The 17449-nt window shown below is 70.8% G+C and carries 19 protein-coding genes; 13 read left to right on the top strand and 6 right to left on the bottom strand.

The genetic code is table 11. The features are described 5' to 3' along the window. Positions 1-75 precede the first annotated feature (75 nt). Both JUB13_RS02550 and crtI read right to left on the bottom strand, forming a co-directional pair. Positions 76-1605, bottom strand: coding sequence for a phytoene desaturase family protein (locus JUB13_RS02550; protein WP_207476940.1), 1530 nt, complete (start codon positions 1603-1605; stop codon positions 76-78). Further along, positions 1602-3143: a phytoene desaturase family protein gene (gene crtI / locus JUB13_RS02545; protein WP_207476938.1), complete on the bottom strand. Its 1542-nt coding sequence runs from the start codon at positions 3141-3143 to the stop codon at positions 1602-1604. Before crtI ends, JUB13_RS02550 begins: the two co-directional genes overlap by 4 nt. A 118-nt stretch (positions 3144-3261) precedes the next feature. On the opposite strand from crtI, the gene JUB13_RS02540 reads away from it, so the two are divergent. From JUB13_RS02540 to JUB13_RS02530, 3 genes are all read left to right on the top strand, one after another. Then, positions 3262-4731 carry an aldehyde dehydrogenase family protein gene (locus tag JUB13_RS02540; RefSeq protein ID WP_207476936.1) on the top strand — a complete coding sequence of 490 codons (1470 nt, stop codon included), beginning with the start codon at positions 3262-3264 and terminating at the stop codon, positions 4729-4731. A gap of 85 nt (positions 4732-4816) precedes the next feature. Then, complete coding sequence (locus JUB13_RS02535; protein ID WP_207476934.1) at positions 4817-5005, top strand: hypothetical protein; 189 nt, start codon at positions 4817-4819, stop codon at positions 5003-5005. Positions 5006-5007: 2 nt separating this feature from the next. Beyond that, a complete protein-coding gene (locus tag JUB13_RS02530; RefSeq protein ID WP_207476932.1) occupies positions 5008-5208 on the top strand; it encodes a hypothetical protein in 201 nt (66 codons plus the stop codon). Positions 5209-5289: 81 nt separating this feature from the next. Here JUB13_RS02530 and JUB13_RS02525 read toward each other — a convergent pair whose 3' ends face one another. The 3 genes from JUB13_RS02525 to JUB13_RS31970 form a co-directional block, all read right to left on the bottom strand. Beyond that, the gene (locus tag JUB13_RS02525) at positions 5290-5718 is read right to left on the bottom strand and encodes a DUF2141 domain-containing protein (RefSeq protein ID WP_207476930.1); all 429 of its coding nucleotides are present in this window, start codon (positions 5716-5718) and stop codon (positions 5290-5292) included. Continuing rightward, complete coding sequence (locus JUB13_RS02520) at positions 5715-6245, bottom strand: DUF1499 domain-containing protein (RefSeq protein WP_207476928.1); 531 nt, start codon at positions 6243-6245, stop codon at positions 5715-5717. The genes JUB13_RS02525 and JUB13_RS02520 overlap by 4 nt, the downstream gene beginning before the upstream one ends. A gap of 158 nt (positions 6246-6403) precedes the next feature. Beyond that, positions 6404-6994 (bottom strand): cold-shock protein, encoded by a 591-nt coding sequence (locus JUB13_RS31970; protein ID WP_207476926.1) that lies wholly within the window; start codon positions 6992-6994, stop codon positions 6404-6406. 142 nt (positions 6995-7136) lie between these two features. On the opposite strand from JUB13_RS31970, the gene JUB13_RS02510 reads away from it, so the two are divergent. From JUB13_RS02510 to JUB13_RS02490, 5 genes are all read left to right on the top strand, one after another. Continuing rightward, positions 7137-7910 carry an enoyl-CoA hydratase/isomerase family protein gene (locus JUB13_RS02510; protein WP_207476924.1) on the top strand — a complete coding sequence of 258 codons (774 nt, stop codon included), beginning with the start codon at positions 7137-7139 and terminating at the stop codon, positions 7908-7910. A gap of 45 nt (positions 7911-7955) precedes the next feature. Continuing rightward, positions 7956-8534: a tyrosine phosphatase family protein gene (locus tag JUB13_RS02505; RefSeq protein ID WP_207476922.1), complete on the top strand. Its 579-nt coding sequence runs from the start codon at positions 7956-7958 to the stop codon at positions 8532-8534. Between the two features lie 163 nt (positions 8535-8697). After that, positions 8698-9066, top strand: a complete 369-nt coding sequence (locus JUB13_RS02500; RefSeq protein WP_207476920.1) for a response regulator transcription factor — start codon at positions 8698-8700, stop codon at positions 9064-9066. 71 nt (positions 9067-9137) lie between these two features. Further along, a complete protein-coding gene (locus tag JUB13_RS02495) occupies positions 9138-9557 on the top strand; it encodes a response regulator (protein WP_207476918.1) in 420 nt (139 codons plus the stop codon). Positions 9558-9632: 75 nt separating this feature from the next. Beyond that, complete coding sequence (locus tag JUB13_RS02490; protein WP_207476917.1) at positions 9633-10427, top strand: M48 family metallopeptidase; 795 nt, start codon at positions 9633-9635, stop codon at positions 10425-10427. Here the strand turns inward: JUB13_RS02490 and JUB13_RS02485 are convergent. Next, entirely contained in the window at positions 10409-10789 is a 381-nt protein-coding gene (locus JUB13_RS02485; RefSeq protein ID WP_207476916.1) for a response regulator, read from the bottom strand. The two genes, JUB13_RS02490 and JUB13_RS02485, sit on opposite strands and share 19 nt — an antisense overlap. A gap of 466 nt (positions 10790-11255) precedes the next feature. Here JUB13_RS02485 and JUB13_RS02480 point away from each other — a divergent pair, with 466 nt between their 5' ends. From JUB13_RS02480 to JUB13_RS02460, 5 genes are all read left to right on the top strand, one after another. Then, the gene (locus JUB13_RS02480) at positions 11256-12473 is read left to right on the top strand and encodes a hypothetical protein (RefSeq protein ID WP_207476915.1); all 1218 of its coding nucleotides are present in this window, start codon (positions 11256-11258) and stop codon (positions 12471-12473) included. A gap of 17 nt (positions 12474-12490) precedes the next feature. Further along, the gene (locus JUB13_RS02475; RefSeq protein ID WP_207476914.1) at positions 12491-13474 is read left to right on the top strand and encodes a 50S ribosomal protein L11 methyltransferase; all 984 of its coding nucleotides are present in this window, start codon (positions 12491-12493) and stop codon (positions 13472-13474) included. 45 nt (positions 13475-13519) lie between these two features. Further along, positions 13520-15541 carry an aminopeptidase P family protein gene (locus JUB13_RS02470; protein ID WP_207476913.1) on the top strand — a complete coding sequence of 674 codons (2022 nt, stop codon included), beginning with the start codon at positions 13520-13522 and terminating at the stop codon, positions 15539-15541. Positions 15542-15781: 240 nt separating this feature from the next. Continuing rightward, on the top strand, positions 15782-16147 hold the full coding sequence (locus tag JUB13_RS02465; RefSeq protein ID WP_207476911.1) for a chemotaxis response regulator CheY: 366 nt from the start codon (positions 15782-15784) through the stop codon (positions 16145-16147). Positions 16148-16151: 4 nt separating this feature from the next. Further along, complete coding sequence (locus JUB13_RS02460) at positions 16152-17411, top strand: protein phosphatase CheZ (protein ID WP_207476909.1); 1260 nt, start codon at positions 16152-16154, stop codon at positions 17409-17411. The last annotated feature ends 38 nt before the right edge of the window (positions 17412-17449 follow it).

The raw sequence follows: 17449 nt of genomic DNA, 5'->3' as shown, positions 1-17449 counted from the left end.
CTTCATTTCCCCTGCACCATCCCTGCCGCGCCGCTCGTATGCCACAGTTGCCTGCCGGCACGGAGCCGGCGGGGCTCAGGCGACCCGCGGCCGGACGGCGCCCCGCAGGTCGGCGTCGAGCGTATCGGCCGCTATCCACCCCGACATCATCACCATGGGCATGCCCGGGCCCGGATGCGCGGCGCCGCCCGCGAGGTAGAGCCCCTCGACCTCGCGCGAACGGTTGCCGGGCTTGAACGCCCCCATGAAGCGACCGTGGCTCGCGAGACCGTAGATGGCGCCGTTCAGAACCTTGTAGCGGTCGTGGATGTCCTGCGGCGTCAGCACGCGCTCTACCCTGATGCGGTCCTCCAGGTCCCGCAGGCCGGCCGTGCGCCTGAGCTTGTCGAAGACCACCCGGCGGTAGTCCGGCAGCATGCGGCGCCAGTCGTGGTGCGGCCTCAGCCAAGGCGTATGGACCAGGACGTACAGCGCCTCGCCTCCCGGCGGCGCGACGCCCGGCTCGGTGCGTGCCGGTGCGGCCAGATAGCAGGTGGGGTCGGGCGCCGGCTCGCCCTTGCCGTAGATCCAGTCGAACTCCTCCTCGGGGTCTCGGGAGAAGACGAAGTCGTGGTGCAGCAGATGGTCGTAGGCGCGGTCGAGACCGAGATAGAAGACGACGCCCGAGCAGGCCGGCTGGTACTTCCGGCGCGCCTTGAAGCGCTGGGCCGGCGCGCCGCCGACGAGCTCGTCGTAGGTGCGCACGGCGTCCATGTTCGAGACCACCGCGGAGACGGGGATGCGCTCGCCCTCGGCGGTCTCGATGCCGACCGCCTTGCCGCCGTCGACGATCACCCGCTTCACGTCGGTGCCGGTGCGGTAGGTGACGCCGAGCTCGCGGCCGAGGCTCTCCAGCGCCTCCGGCACGGCCCTGGTGCCGCCCATGGGGTACCAGACCCCGCCCTCGGTCTGCATATGGGCGATCGCGCAGAGCACGGCGGGCGCACCATAGGGCGAAGACCCGACATATTGGACGAAGTGATCCAACATCTGCGCGACCCGCTTGTCGGGGACGCGGCTCCGGATCGTTCCCGCGACCGAGCTGCCCATGCGCAGGGCGAGGACGTCCGAGAGCGTCGAGGCGTTCAGGCTGTTCCGGAAGTTCATCGTGTCGCCGAGATCCTCCACCGACTTCCAGAAGAAGAACCGGTCCGAGATCCCGTGCAGCCGCTCGGAAAGCTTCAGGAAGCGGCGGTAGCCGTCCCCCTGGCCGGGCGCCAGCGCGTCGATGCGGCCCGCCATGGTCTCGATGTCCTCGACGAGGTCGAGCACGGTGCCGTCCTCGAAGAAGCAGCGCCACTGCGGGTCCAGCCGAACCAGGTCGAGCTCCTTGCGGAGGTCGCGGCCAGACTCGGCGAAGATCCGCGCCAGGACACGGGGCACCGTCAGGATCGTCGGGCCCATGTCGAAGCGGTAGCCGGCATCCTCGAGCACGGCGGCCTTGCCCCCGACCCAGGCGTTCTTGTCGAAGAGCACGACCTTGTGCCCGCGGGCCGCCAGCGTGGCCGCCGCCGCGAGCCCGCCGAGCCCGCCGCCGATCACCGCGACGGGAAGTGTGCCGCTCATGTTGCCCTCCGCAACGCAGGCAGTCCGAAGACCGAGGTGGAGGCCCGCGGCGATACCGCGAGGCCGAGATCGGCCGCCAGCAGGCGGCTGGTGATGCGTGCGCCCTCGAAGATAACGGGCAGCCCGCTGCCGGGATGCGTGCCCCCGCCCACGAGATAGAGGCCGTCCACGTCCTCGAAGCGGTTTCGCGGCCGAAGGTGCAGCATCTGACCCAGCGTATGTGCCAGGTTGAAGGTCGCGCCCAGATGCACCTGCATGTCGTCCTGCCAGTCCTGGGGCGTCACCACGCGCTCGTACCGGATCCGCGAGCGCAGCCCGGCGAGGCCCAGCGCCTCCAGCCGCGTGAGGACGAGGTCGCGGTAGGCCGGCGCGGCGGCCGACCAGTCCACGTGCCCCTTCAGGTGGCCGACCGGAACCAGGACGTAGAGGGTGCTGTGGCCGGGCGGAGCCAGACCCGGGTCGGTCGCGCAGGCGTTCTGCACGTAGATCGAGGGCTGGCGCGGCAGGACGCGGCCCTCCTCGATCTCCTTCAGGTTGCCGGCATAGTTCTCGGCCAGGAAGATGGTGTGGTGGTCCAGCTCCTCGTACCGCCCTTCGATGCCGAGATAGAGCATGAAGGTGGAGCAGGAGAACCGCTTCTCCTTCAGGCGCGAGTCGGTCCAGCGGCGGCGCAGCCTGTCGGGCACTAGGCTCGAGACGGTGCGCCCGAAATCCCCGTTGACCACCAGCGCGTCGGCCTTGTGGACGCCGGCTGCCGTCCGGACGCCCACGGCGCGGCGCCCCTCGAACAGGATCTCCTCCACCGGTTCGCCCAGGCGGATGTCGACGCCCTGCTCCCGGGCGATGCGGGCCATGGCCTCCATCACCGCGCTGCAGCCGCCCCGGGGATGGAAGACGCCGTGCTCGTACTCCAGGAAGGAGAGGATCGTGAACAGGCTGGGGCAGTTGAAGGGCGACATGCCCAGGTACTTGCTCTGGAACGAGAAGGCGAGGCGTACCCGGGGGTCCGAGAAGTAGCGCGCGAGATCGCGGTCGACGCTGTCCAGCGGGCGCAGCCAGCGCAGGGACTTCAGAACCGCCGGCGCGGCGAGATCGAGGACCGAGGCGAAGGGGCGCTCCAGGATGGGGCGGAAGGCTTCGAGCTTCGCGCGGTTCTCCTCCATGTAACGCGGCAGGTTCGCCGCGTCCGCGGGGCACAGGGTCGCGACACGCGCCTGCAGTTCCGCAAGGTCGGCGGTCGCGCGCAGCTCGCCGCCGCCCTCGAAGACCAGCCGGTACATGGGGTCGAGCCGGATCAGCTCCACCTCGTCGCGCAGGGACTTTCCGCAGGCCGCGAAGACCTCCTCCAGGATCCGCGGGTACAGGAAAAAGGTCGGACCGATGTCGAACCTGTAGCCCTGCGCCTCGATCGCGCCCGTGCGGCCGCCGACGCGGTCACGGCGTTCGTAGACCGTGACCTCGGCGCCAGAATTCGCCAGCAGCATGGCGGCCGCCAGTCCGCCCGGGCCGGCACCGAGGATCGCGATGCGCCTTTTCATGACTCCCCCTTGGTGGGACCGCCGGGCGGCCCTTGCCGGCGCGGCCGCCGGAACCGATTGTCTGTTCGCGCAGTGAGAGTGTTTCGCAGTCGGGAACGATCAAGGGGTAGTGGCGCCGATGGATGCCGACGACAGGACGACCGTGACGCTGGCACCGGTCGGGGCGGCCTGCGGCCGGGCACGTGCGGAGCAGCCTGGCTGGGCGTCCCTGTCCACCAAGGCGCGCCTGGCCGTATTTTCCCGCCTGCGCCGACATCTTGCCGCGCGGCCCGGGCCGATCGCCGGCGCGCTCGGCGATCGGCCCGGGCGCGCTCCCGGAGAGGGGCTGGCGCTGGAGCTGATCCCGATGCTCGATGCGATCCGCTTCCTGGAAAGGGAGGCGGCAGCCCTGCTGGCGCCGCGCCGGCTTGGCCGGCGCGGCCGGCCGTCCTGGCTCTTCGGGGTCGAGGCCGAGATCCGGCGCGAAGCCGTGGGCCTCGTCCTGGTCATCGCGCCGTCCAACTATCCCTTGTATCTTCCAGGCGTTCAGGTCCTTCAGGCGCTTGCCGCGGGCAACGCCGTCCTGGTGAAGCCGGCGGCCGGCTGCGCGCCGCCCATGATGGCCCTGCGAGAGGCGCTTGCCGGGGCGGGGCTGCCCACGGGCCTCTTCGAGGTCCTCGGCGATGATCCCGGCGAGGCCCGCGCGGCGGTGGAGGCGGGCGTCGACCTCGTCGTGCTGACGGGCTCGGCCGCGACCGGGCGCCGGGTGCTCGCCGACCTGGCCCCGCGGCTCACGCCGGCCATCCTGGAGCTTTCGGGCAACGATCCGGTCTTCGTGCTGGAGGGGGCGGATCTGCCCCTGGTCGCGGATGCCCTGGCCTACGGCCTGCGCCTAAATGGCGGGGCGACCTGCATCGCGCCGCGCCGCGCCTTCGTGCCGCGCGGCATGATGGCGGAGCTGGAGAAGCTGCTCGTTCCGCGCGCCGCGGCGATCCCGCCGGCGCCGGTCCCGGAGCCGGTGCGGCGGCGGCTTGCCGTCCTGACGGCCGAGGCCCGGGCGGCGGGCGCGCGGGCGCTAGGGGCATGGCCCGACCCGGATGCCCCCGCCATGGCGCCGCTGGTCGTCGCCGATGCCGCGCCGGATCTTGGCCTGCTGCGCGAGGACGTCTTCGCGCCGGTGGTGAGCCTGGTTCCGGTCACCGGTGCCGAGGAGGCGCTGGCCATGGACCGGCACTGCCCCTATGCACTGGGCGCATCCGTCTTCGGGCCCGAGGTGGCAGCACGCGCGCTGGCCATGCGGCTGCGGGCGGGCAGCGTCTGCATCAACGACCTGATCGTCCCGACCGCGGATCCGCGCCTGCCTTTCGGCGGGGCGCGGGAGAGCGGCTATGGCGCGACGCGCGGGGCGGAGGGGCTGCTCGCCCTGACGCGGACCAAGGCCGTCAGCCTGCGCCGCGGCCGGTTCCGACCGCATTTCGAGCTGCCGCGCCCCGCCGATGCCGATCTGTTCCGCGCCGCGCTCGGCCTCTCGCATGGCGGGGGAGCCGCGGCCATCGGGCATGCGGTCCGCATGTTCCGCGCCCTGGCGGGCCGGCGGCGCACCGGCTGAGGTCCTCAGCCTTTCCGCGCCTTGAGGGGAACGCCCCGGCGGGGGACCTGTTGGTGCCGTCACGGCATCCGCAAGGAGAGGATCGATGACGAACAAGATGCCCCCCGTTCCGCCCGCCGGTCGCAGTACCAAGGGGCCCGGCGACCACACCAACCCCGAGCGGCCTGCCGTGATGGGCAACGACCGCAGCCCGCCGAGCAACCTTGCCGAGCAGGACAGGCAGGGCAACGTGAAGCAGAACACCACCCACCAGGGTTACCAGCAGGACCGCTGACCATGTCCAGGACCACCGGCAACACCGACCGCCACCATGGCGGCCCCGGCTCCAGCCAGCAGAACGCGGACAAGCCGCGGGACGTCGAGATCGACGGGCGGCCGGAGCCCGGCGCGCCCACCAATCCCGACCGCAGCCGCGTTGGAACCGGGGGCGGGGAGCGCGACCGCCATCACACCCACGACCCCCGCACGAAGTCCTGATCACGGCACGCCGCGTGCGGCCGTATCGCGGGACGGGCCCCTCGGGGCCCGTTTTCGCGTCGAGGGTGCAGAATCCAGGAATCAGAAATAGCGCAGGGTCAGGCGCGCGCGGGTCTCGGGGTCGCGCACCGTCACGGCGGCGTCGCCGAAGCGTGGCGGGCCGAACCGGATGGGCGCGTCATTGCTGAACCCCAGACCTTCAAGAGGGTAGCCAACGAAGTTCCGGTCCAGGTCCATGTTCGCGTTCTCGTCATGGATTGCCTGGATGGCATAGATGCCGGGCGGCACACCCTCCAGCCGCGCGACGATACTTTGGCCGCGCGCGGGCACGCGCGAGACCCAGGGGCACTCGCGGCCGAGAAAGAGGCTTTCTGGGCAGACCGCGACGAGGATCTGGCCCGTGGCGTTGCGCAGGCCCTCGACGACGACCTCGACGGTCGCCGCGCGCGCCGGCAGGGCTCCCGTGGCGGCAAGCATCAGGCCCGCGGCTGCGGCCGCCAAGGGTCTCATCGCCGGATCTCCTCCTCCACCGTCTGCAGCAACGCGCGGAGGCGCGCCTCGTTCACGCCGAAATCGCTATGGCCGTAATGGGACCGGCTGAACGCCGCCAGGCTGGACCTGCCGGGAGCGAGCGGGATGAAGCGCACCGTGATCGTGTCGGGAAAGCGCAGCAGAGGCGTGCGCGCCTCGTAGTCCGCCTGCAACCCGTCCGCCGTCCCGCCGAGTTTGCGGATATTGGGCCGGGCGTCCACTGCGCGTTCCCATGCGGCACGCAGGTCCTCGGCCGCGACGGTGAATTCCGGGCTCGTTGCATGCTCCCGGCCGGCGCAGTACCCGGGCGGGCACATCAGGACCCGGTTGGGCGGCCCGTCGGCCAGCGCTTCCGGCCGCGTGAAGTCGACCGGCAGCCGCGAAGGCGCGCCGAACAGTGCCGCCCAGACCCCGTCGCGGCCCACGGCGACAGCCAGTCCCCCATAAGCCAGGACGGGGACCGCAAGGATGGCCAGGGCTATGGCGGCGGGACGCTTGGCGTTCATGACGCTGCGAGGCTTCGTTCGTGGCGAGATGAGGTCAAGAGAGAGCGCGGCGATGCGGGATCCCGCCTGCGCCGCCCGTGCCGGATGCCCCTGAAAGCAGCGAGGCCGCACCGCCCTGCGGCGGTGCGGCCTCGCGAGGTCCGCTAAACGAGCCCCGCTCAGATCGTCTCGACCGAGACGGCCTCCGGACCCTTCTGGCCCTGCCGCACCTGCGCGCGCACGCGCTGGTTCTCGGCGAGGTCATGCAGGCCGGACCGGCCCAGGGCACTGGCATGGACGAAGATGTCCTTGCCGCCGGAATCCGGGGAGATGAAGCCGAACCCCTTGGTTGCGTTGAACCACTTCACGGTGCCGTCCACGCTCTCCGTGGGGCCGTCGTCGAAGTCGCGGCGCGGGCGCGGGGCGCGCTCGCCGAACCCGCCGCGGTCGCCGCCGCCGAAGCCCGGCCGGTCGTTGCGCCGCGGCCGGGCGGCCGCGGTCGACACGTCGACGCTGTGCAGCGCGCCGACCTGGGGACCCTTGTTGCCCTGGACCAGGTCGACAACCACCGTCGCCCCGTCGGGAAGGCTGTCATGCCCGGCGGCCTCGACGACGGAGGCGGGCAGGAAGGCGTCGGGAGAACCGTCCTCGAAGGCGACGAAGCCGAAGCCCTTCTCGGGGTTGAACCACTTCACGGTTGCAGGCACATCGGACGCGATCGGCGTCGACTGGCGGAAGAAGTTGTTGCGGGGCGGATTGGAAAAACGCATCGGTACCTAGTAACTCCAGCGAAAATAGCGAACGCGCCGGGCGCGCCCCCCCCGAAGTGGGAGTGCCGTGACACCGGCGCAAGCCCGCTTGTCTTCTCGGGATCATGGACTACGATCGCGCGGCCGTCGAGGAAGGAATCGCATGGTCCCGAGACACCTATCCGCCGAGCGCCGCGGCCCTGTTCTCGTGGTCCGGATCGACCGTCCCGAGAAGCGGAACGCGCTCAGCGTCGGACTGCTCGAAGCCCTGCGGACCACTTTCGAAGGGGCGGCGGCCGAGGATGGAATCCGCCTTGCCGTCCTGACGGGAGCGGGGGACCGCAGCTTCGCCGCGGGCGGCGACCTGCGCGAGCTGGACGCGGTGCGTGGCCGCGCCGAGGCCGAGACGATGGCGGCGACCGCCCGCGCGGCGCTTGACGCCGTGCGGCGCCTTCCCGTGCCGGTCGTCGCGGCGCTCAACGGAGACGCGCTCGGCGGCGGCGCCGAACTGGCCATGGCCTGCGACTTCCGCGTGGCGGCGCATCATGCCCGGCTGGGTTTCGTCCAGGGCCGGCTGAACCTTTCCACCGGCTGGGGAGGCGGGATCGACCTGATCCGCCTGGTCGGACCCTCGGCGGCGCTGCGCCTGCTGACCGCGGCGGAGATCCTGGACGCCTCTGCCGCCCGCGCCTGCGGCCTGGTCGACAGCGTGGCCGATCCCGGCCAGGACCTGGACGCGGCCGTGGAAGCCTTTGCGGCGCCGATCCTGGCGCGGCCCGCGCATGTGCTGCGCTCGGTCAAGGCGCTGGTCCGCGCCGCGCGGGAGGGCGCGCCGCGCGCCGAGCTGGATGCGGTGGAGCATACCCGCTTCGTCGAATGCTGGCTTCACGAAGACCACTGGGAGGCCGCATCGCGCGTCCTCGCCCGCGGGAGCTGAAGTGCCGGCAGCCCTGTTTGAAGTTCCCCGGCACCGGAGCCTTTCATGTTCGTCCCCTTTGGAATAACGGTCTGCGGCCTCGACGAGCTCGAAGGCCACTGCGAGACCGGCGCGACCCATGTGCTCTCGATCCTAGACCCCGGCAGGGAAGAGCCGACCGCCTTCGGGCGGTATGGCGAGCATCGTCGCCTGCAGCTCCACTTCCACGATGTGATCGAACCCCTTCCGGGACAGGTCCAGCCCGGGCCCGAACACGTCGAGGCGCTGCTCGCCTTCGGCCGTGAACTCGGCGACGATGCGGCGCGAGCGTCGCATCTGCTGGTGCACTGCCATGCCGGCATCTCGCGCTCGACGGCCGCCATGACGCTGCTGTTGGCCCAGGCAAGGCCGGACAGGCCGGCCTCCGAGGCCATGGCCGAGGTGGCCCGCATCCGGGTCAAGGCGTGGCCCAATCTCCGGATGATCGAGATCGGAGACCGGCTGCTGAACCGCCGCGGCGAACTCGTCGCTGCGGCCCATGCGCGTTACCGCGCCATGACAATGGCGCGCCCCGAACTCGCACGCTTCATGATCGAGAACGGCCGCGCACGAGAGGTCCCCGACGATCTTAAGTCGTCCTTCTAGAGAGGGGTTCTCCCCGCAAGCGGTATGCTCCCTATACCGAAGAGGACTTCGTTCACGGAAGGGTGCGGGAGCATATCCGGAAAGGAACGTTGCCGAACCGTGGAGTTTCGCATGCCGCGTCCCGGACATCGGGCTCCCTACCGGGCAGGGGTGGATTGACGCCGTGGCCCGGATCCTGGTGATCGAGGACGAACCTCTCAGCCGGCGCCTGATGGTGACCTGCCTGAAGAACGTTGGGCACGACGTGGTCGAGGCGGAAAACGGGTCGCGGGGGATCGAGCGTCTCGGGCGCGAGGCGTTCGATCTCGTCGTCACGGACATCTTCATGCCCGTCGGCGATGGGCTGGAGGTCGTGCGTCATGTCAGGATCGCGCGCCCGGACATTCCGGTGATGGTCGTGTCGGCGGGCAGCGATTTGAACGGCGACGATTTTCTGCCAGCCGCCCGCGCGCTAGGCGCTGCCGCGACGCTCGACAAGCCCTTCGCGCCGGGTGACTTCCTGTCGGTGGTCAACCGCCTGCTGCCCGCATAGGGTTGTGCTGTTAACGCGATCTCAACCGTCACGATGCAACGCTCGCGGGATTGAGGCATCGGAACGGGAAGATGGCGGAGCAGGGACCCGGAGTGGTACGGCGCGTGCTGGTGGCCGGCTACAACGATATGAACCGGGCAATGGTCGAGGCGGCCCTCGGGCGCATGGGCGTCACGGTCGAGAGCTCGGCAGATCCGCTGCGCGCCGCTGACGCGGTCCGCGCGCGGAACTTCGATCTCGTGCTTCTAGACCTGCCCGATGCTGTTGCGGACAGCCTTGCCGCCCTGCGACGCATCCGCGCCGTCCCGGGCGACAGGGGGCTTGTCCCGGTGGTGGTCCTGTGCAACCTGATGAAGGCGGACGACCGTTTCGCCCTCATCGCCGAGGGGGCCGACGGCTTCCTCCGCAAGCCGTTGAACTGGCCGGCTCTGGCCGGGACAATTCAGGCTCTGGCCGCCATGGACGATCTCCCGCTCCGCCGGAGCGCCTGAGGAACCGAAGGCGCTTCGGCATCGTTGCACGGGTGCGTCCGATCCCGTTCCATCATGCACCGAAGAGTCGTCTCCATGCTCAGCACACTCCGCCGCGCATCCGCTGCCCGCAGCCGTCGGGCCGCCGCGCTGCTCGTCGCCGCCGCGGCATCGCTGTCGGGCTGCGTTGACGGCGGCACCGGGTTCGGGCTGAACCTGGTCTCGCAGGAGCAGCTCGCCGACATGGGCCGGCAGAGCTGGGAGCAGATCACCCAGGAGACGCCTTCCTCGCGGGATGCGACGCTGAATGCGGCGGCGCGCAACGTGTCGGCACGGATCCTCAGCGCCGCCGGGCAGAACCCGCAGCAATGGGAGGTGCGGGTCTTCGCCTCGCCCGATGCGAACGCCTTCGCGCTGCCGGGCAACAAGATCGGTGTCTATGAGGGATTGTTCCGTTTCGCGAAGAACGAGGACCAGCTCGCCGCCGTGATCGGGCACGAGGTCGGTCACAACCTGCGCCAGCATGCGGCGGAGCGGGTGAGCACCCAGCTCGCCACCGAGGCTGGAACGCAGATCCTGAGCTCTGCCCTGGCGCTCGGCGGGATGGGAGGGGCGCAGGAGATCTCGGCGCTTCTCGGGGCCGGCGCCCAGTACGGGCTGATCCTGCCCTACTCGCGGAACCAGGAGCTGGACGCCGACCGGGTCGGGCTGGAGCTGATGGCCCGTGCCGGCTACGATCCGCGGCAGGCGGTGGAGCTGTGGCGCAACATGGCGCAGTCCGGCGAGCGCCAGCCCGAGTTCGTGTCGACGCACCCGGGCCCGGAGAACCGGATCCGGCAGCTCGAGGCGCTGATGCCCGAGGCGCTCGCGATCTACCGCAGCTCGCGCTGAAGCAGGGGGGACACCGCTTCCAGGGCATGGCGAAGCTGCGCGGCCGTGTAGGGCTTCGCGAGGAAGGCCGAGGCTCCGGTCGCCAGGGCGTCCGCGGGCCGGGTGCAGGCGCTGCACACGATCACCGGGATCCCATATGACCGCACGAGCCGCTGCGCGGCCCACAGGCCGTCGGAGCCCTCGGCCAGCCTGACGTCCACGAGGGCGAGCTCGACATTGTGCCGAACCGCGGCCGCAACGGCATCCTCGGCGGTCGCGGCGATGGCTGCGACCTCGTAGCCGAGATCGACCAGGGCTGCCTCCAGGGCGAGCGCGATCAGAAGCTCGTCCTCCGCGACGACCACCCGGACTCGCCGGGTCATCGCCGCCCCGGAATCTTCTGGCACCCAAGGACAAGGTGGGCGCCGGTGAATCCATCGTGCGTCGCACGGTGGTTCATCGCTTCCACTGTCTCCAGTCCCTTGTCCTGGACGGCCCGCATCAGGAAAACCACGCTCCCGATCGCCACGACTAACCCCTATTCGGTATGGAAGCGCGCGAAGCTATCACTACGCTCGGCCTGAATCGCGCTCCTAAAAGGTGTTAGGTCGAAGGGCCATGCAGTCTGCATGTCTTGCCATAAGCGCTATCTGCGCGAGTTTTGTTCGCATAGCGAAGAATTCGGCCCCGTGCCCGGGCTGCTGCTGCCGTTCACGTCTTGGCGGCCTCTGCGGCAGGAGCAGGCACCTCTTCGGCTTCCTTCGGCGCGCCGGAGGATGCGGTTGCGAACTCCGGTTTTTCGGCGTTTTGCAGGCGACGCCCGGAGGCCGATCCGCTAATGTCCCTGACGTGAGCAGGGGGCGCAGCTACGACTACGAGGTCCAGGTCTGCCGCGAAGGCCGCTGGACGATCGAAGCCATCCTCGCCGACGAGGCGCAGGCGGTGCAGACCGCGCGCATGCGCCTTGCCACGGGCGCAGTCGAGGAGGTCAAGGTCGTGCGCAGCCGCACCATGATGGGCGGCTTCACGACCAAGAAGGAAATCCTCAACGAGAAGCGCCCGGCGACGAAGGAGCCGCCGCTGATCGTGACCGGCAACGCGGACGGCGCGCCGCTGTGCTGCGAGCTCGAGGAGCTCTACCTCCTGCCGGCGCGCATGGTGATGGGACGCCTGCTGCGGCTCTTCCTCGAGAAGTTCCAGGTCACCCCGACCGAGCTCCTCCACAACTGGACCTATGCCCGCAAGCTCGCCGATACGGGCACGCTGATGTCCACGGCGCTGTACCAGGTCGCGCAGGTCCATGCGAAGGTGCTCGACGTCCCCGTCAAGTCGCGCCTGTCCGAGCTGCAGCCCCTGGCCGACCGTGCGCTCGCCCGCGCCCGGGACTTCGCGGCCGAGCGGCGTCGCGTGCAGCTTCCGGCCTTCGAGGCCGGCAATCTTGCGACCATCGGGCGGCGCATCGAGGCCGAACTGCCGCCCGAGGAGGGCGGTTTCTTCTTCCGGGCGCTGCTGTGCCAGTACCTGACGTCGGCCGGCTCCATCGGCGCCAAGGGAGAGCTGGCGCTCGACCTTCTCATGCCGGACCTCGATCCCAGGCTGGCGATGCCGATCGAGGGGGTCGTCGCGGATTCGCTGGCCACGGCCGATGCCGTCAAGGATCTCCTGGGCCCCCAGCGGAACCTCGGGACGTCGCTCGCCGCCCTCGCGAACTTCCTGAACGGCCGCGGCGCGCCCGCGGGCGCGCCCACGACCTTCGGGCGCATCGGCGCCCTGATCGCGGAGGGGCGTGCGGTCCAGTGCCGGGACGTGCTGCTGGAACGGCTCCTGACCGAGCTGTCGCGCGACACCAATCCACTCGACCGCGGCAATCCCGAGGGCGAGCCCAAGCTCCTGGAGGCCGTGATCGCCGGACTCCGCACCGCCGACGGTGCGCTGCTCGGCGGCAAGCGGGCCCAGATCGCCGTCGCCCGCCGGCAGATCCGGATCCGCCAGGACCACCTGCGGCGCTTGGGCCTGCATGACCAGGCCGATGCCATCGGCGCCGAATTCCGCAAACTCACCATCTGACTTCCTGGAACAGTTCCATGCCAGCCCCGAGTCCCGCGCTCTGGCGCGTCGCCCTGACCGTCCCGCAATCGAGCGTCCCCGCTTTCGCCGATGCCCTGGCCGACGCCGTCGTGGCCCTGTCCACCTTCGAGATCCAGGAGGGGCCCGAAGGTGCCTGGCTCGTCGAGGGCACGGCGCAGGGCGAGCCCGACCGCGCGGCGCTCGTGGCGCGCGTCGCGGTCTTGGCCGAGGCGCTGGGTCTGCCCGAGCCGGCGCTCGACATCGAGCCGCTTCCGGCCCTGGACTGGCTGACCCGCAGCTATCAGAGCTTCCCTCCGATCAAGGCCGGCCGCTTCTTCGTCTACGGCTCGCACTGGGAGGGCGGCGTTCCCGCCTCGTCGCTGGGCCTGCTGGTGGATGCCGCGACGGCCTTCGGGTCGGGCGAGCACGCGACGACGCGCGGCTGCCTGCTGGCCCTCGACCGGCTCGCCAAGTCGCGGCGTCCCCGCCGCCTGCTCGACATGGGGTGCGGGTCGGGAATCCTGGCCATGGCCATGGCCAGGATCTGGCATCGCCCCGTGGTCGCGGTCGACATCGACGAGGAATCCGTGCGCGTGACGCGCCTGAACGCCCAGCGCAACGAGGTCGGAGCGCTGATCGAGGCGCAGGCGGGCAACGGCTACGGCGCGCCGCTCGTTGCGCGGCGAGGCCCCTACGACGTGATCGCCGCGAACATCCTGGCGCGGCCGCTCGCCCGGATGGCGCCGGAGCTGAAGCGCCATCTCGCCCCGGGAGGCGTCGCCGTGCTGTCGGGGCTGCTCAACCGCCAGCGCAACTGGGTGCTGGCTGCCCATCGGCGCCAGGGGCTGCGGCTCGTGCGGGAGTACCGCCTCGGCGACTGGACGACGCTGGTCCTGCAGGCGCCGCAGGCGGGCGCCGGCCGCGTAGGTGGCACGGCGCGGGCGGCCGGCGCCAGCGATTGGCTGCGCGACAGCCCCGGGCTTGCCGCCCCCGCGCCGTGACCCGATACTCGCCGGCAGCCGGCACAGGGCCAAGGAAAGGGGATCATGTCTGAAGACCATCGCAGCGACGCGGAGCTGGACACGCTGCTGAAGCGCGCCGGCCTGTCCTTGGACGCGGCCGCGGTCCGTGAGCTCGTCCAGGGCGTCGCCGCCGCCCCGCGCGGCGAGGACCCCGATGCCTGGATGGTCCTGCTGGGCGCGCAGGAGGCTCTGCCGGCGGAGCTGGTCGCGCGGCTGCGCGTGCTGCGCGACCGCGTCGGCGCCGCTCCGCGAGAGCCGGACGTGCCCGCGCGTGTCGCCGCGCTGCGCGCCGAGCTGGAACGCCGCGGCCTTGCCGGGTTCGTGATCCCACGGGCCGACGAGCACCAGGGCGAGTATGTCCCTCTGCGCGCGGAGCGCCTGGCATGGGCGACCGGCTTCAAGGGATCCGCGGGGCTGGCCGTGATCCTGCGCGATCGGGCGGCACTCTTCGTCGACGGCCGGTATACCCTGCAGGTGCGGGCGGAAGCGCCGTCCGGGATCTTCGAGTTCCTGCATCTCGTCGAGGACCCGCACGCCGACTGGGTCGCCCGCTCGCTGCCGGCGGGAAGCCGGCTCGGCTACGATCCCTGGCTGCATACCGTGGGCTGGGTCGAGCGGATGCGGTCCGCGCTGGCCCGCTCCGGCGCCGAGCTGGTCGCCTGTGCGGACAACCCCGTGGATGCCGTCTGGACCGCTCAGCCTCCGGCGCCCATTGCGCCGGTGCGGCCCTGGGACCTCCGCTTCGCCGGCCGCTCCTCGGAGGAGAAGCGGACCGAGCTCGCCGCCGGCCTGCGCCGCGACGGGGTCGCAGCCGCGGTGATCACCCAGCCCGACGGGATCGCCTGGCTCCTGAACATCAGGGGCGGCGACGTGCCCCACACGCCGCTGCCGCTGTCCTTTGCGATCCTGCGCGAGGACGGCGGGGTGGACCTCTTCATCGACGGGCGCAAGCTGGTCCCGGATCTCGGCCGCCATCTCGGCAACGCCGTCTCGGTCCGCGCGCCCGAGGAGTTCGGGCCCGCACTGGACGCCCTCGGCGCCGCCGGCGCGCGGGTCCAGGTGGATACGGCGGTCGCCGCCGTCTGGATCCTTGACCGGCTCACCCAGGCCGGCGCGCGGATCGAGCGCGCGGCCGAGCCGACGATCCTGCCCAAGGCGCGCAAGAACGCGGTGGAGCTCGACGGCATCCGCGCGGCGCACCGGCGCGACGGCATCGCCGTCGCGCGCTTCCTGGCCTGGCTCTCCCGCACGGCCCCCTCCGGGCGCCTCGGGGAGATCGAGGCGGCCGAGAAGCTGCGATCGTTCCGCTCGGCCAACGAGCTGTACCGCGACCTCAGCTTCCAGACGATCTCGGGCGCTGGGCCCAACGGGGCCATCGTCCATTACCGGGTCTCCCCCGAGACCGAGCGCCGGCTCGAGGCCGGATCGCTGTTCCTGATCGACAGCGGCGCCCAGTATCTCGACGGGACCACGGACATCACGCGCACCGTCGCCGTGGGCGAGCCGTCGCCAGAGATGCGCGAGCGCTTCACCCTGGTCCTCAAGGGCCACATCGCGCTGGCGACCGCACGCTTCCCCAGGGGGACAACGGGCGCCCAGCTCGACGTCCTCGCGCGCCAGTTCCTGTGGAAGGCCGGGCTCGATTTCGACCACGGCACCGGACATGGCGTTGGCTGCTATCTCTCCGTGCACGAGGGGCCGCAGCGGATCTCGAAGGTCGCCAGCACGGTCGCGCTCGACCCCGGCATGGTGCTCTCCAACGAGCCCGGCTACTACAAGACGGACGCCTACGGGATCCGGATCGAGAATCTGGTGGCAGTCAGGCCGTGCGAGGACCTGCCCGCGGCCGAGCGGCCGATGTACGAGTTCGAGACGCTGACGCTCGCCCCGATCGATGCCACGCTGATAGAGCCGAGCCTGCTGACCTCGGCCGAGATCGCATGGCTCGACGCATATCACCTGGGCGTGCGGGAGGTCCTGCTGCCCCATCTCGAAGGCGAAGACGCGGCGTGGCTCGTCGCGGCGACCGGGCCGCTCGCGATCTGAGGCAGCCGGCCGGAGCGGTCCCGTCAGCAGCCGCTGACGGTGGCGGTGGGCGCGGCCCTGTCGCGCCCGCCGGCCCGCGGCCGCATTGATCGCATTCGTCCCTTATGCGAAGTTCCATGGCGCCCATCCGCGGGCGGTGCGAAGACGATTCCGCGGGCCGGCATGAACCCAAATTTAACAATAGCGCGGCAAGTTGGGCGGAATCCGCTGCGTCGCGGCGTAACTTGATCGGAGCTGGATATGAAGATCCTTGTGGTCGACGACTATGCAACCATGCGGCGCATTGTCCGCAATCTGCTGACGCAGATCGGTTACAATGACGTCGACGAGGCCGGAGACGGCGTCAGCGCGCTTCAGAAGCTGCGCGCGGACAAATTCGGCCTGGTGATCTCGGACTGGAACATGGAGCCGATGACCGGCCTGCAGCTCCTCAAGGAGATCCGTGCCGACAACAAGCTCTCGGGCACGCCCTTCATCATGGTCACCGCCGAGAGCAAGACCGAGAACGTGGTCGCGGCCAAAGAGGCCGGGGTCAACAACTACATCGTCAAGCCGTTCAACGCCGAGACGCTGAAGCAGAAGATCCAGTCCGTCATCGGAGGCTAATTCCGTGGACGATCGGCCGGTCCAGCTCACGGAAGACGAGTACGAGCACATCGAGGAGACGATCGCCCGTTCCGCGAAAGGACGGGCGTTCCTCCGGCGATTCGCCAGCCTTACCCGGGGCGGCATCGCCGACGACATGCGCCGGATCCTCGACCAGATGCGGACCGTGCTGAACGTCCATCAGGACGGTGCCCAGGCGGCGCAGCACGTGGGGGTCCTGCGGCGCGAACTCCAGGAGATGGCAGCCTCGATCGAGCATGCCCGCCGGGAGATCGCGGCCCTGCGACCGCCAGGCGCCGACACCGACAGGTTCGTCTCTGCGACCAACGAGCTCGACGCGATCGTCATCTCGACCGAGCGGGCCAGCTTCGACATCCTGAACTCCGCCGAGCGCCTGATGGATCTCGGGAGCCGGCTGCGCCGGGCAGGGGCCGACGCCGAACTGTGCTCGGACATCGAGACCGAGGTCACGAACATCTTCACCGCCTGCTCCTTCCAGGACCTGACGGGACAGCGGACGAGCAAGGTGATCAATGCGCTGCGCTATATCGAGCAGCGCATCAACGCCATGATCGCGATCTGGGACAACGACGGCAGCGTCGTGCCCCCACCCCCGCCGGAGCCCGGAAGGGCTGCCGTCCCGGATTCCCACCTTCTGCACGGGCCCGCATTGCCCGGTCAGGGGGTCAGCCAGGACGACGTGGACGCGATGTTCTCGACGCTGATGCCCGACCCGGCGGCGGAGACCGCCGCGGGCGACGACGGGGGCTGGAACGTCGAGGAGCCGGCAGAGGATCCCGGGGCGTCGGTCTGGGACGCGCAGGACGAGGACGAGGCCGCGGCCGGCCAGCACGCCGTGGATGCGGCCCCTGTCCCGGAGCCGGAGGCCGACTGGCTGGCCGAAGCCGCCCCCGAGGCGGACGAGGCCGCCTGGATGGCCGCGGTGTCCGAGGCGGAAGCCGCACCGGAGGTCGTGCCGGAGGCGGAGCCCGCCGCGAAGGCGCGCAAGCCGAAGACGGCGAAGCCCGCCCCCGTGGCGGAGGCCGAGCCGCCGAAGGCCGCAGCCCAGCCCAAGGCGGCGCCACCCAAGGCGGTGACGCCGAAGATGTCGCCTCCGCCCGCAGCGACGCTGCCGCCGCCCGCGGCGGCGAAGGCTCCCGCGGCTGCGCCGAAACCGGCGCCCGCCGCCACGGCGAAGCCACCGGACCCTGGACCTGCCGCCGGACCTCTCGACCAGTCCGCGATCGACGCGCTCTTCGGATAGGCCCAAAGCCTTTATTTGCATGAATCCTGGCGGCTGCG

It is taken from the genome of Arenibaculum pallidiluteum, assembly GCF_017355985.1.
Lineage (GTDB): Bacteria > Pseudomonadota > Alphaproteobacteria > Azospirillales > Azospirillaceae > Arenibaculum > Arenibaculum pallidiluteum.
Note: the sequence above shows the minus strand (reverse complement) of the source record. Positions and strands in the feature narration are given on the sequence as shown.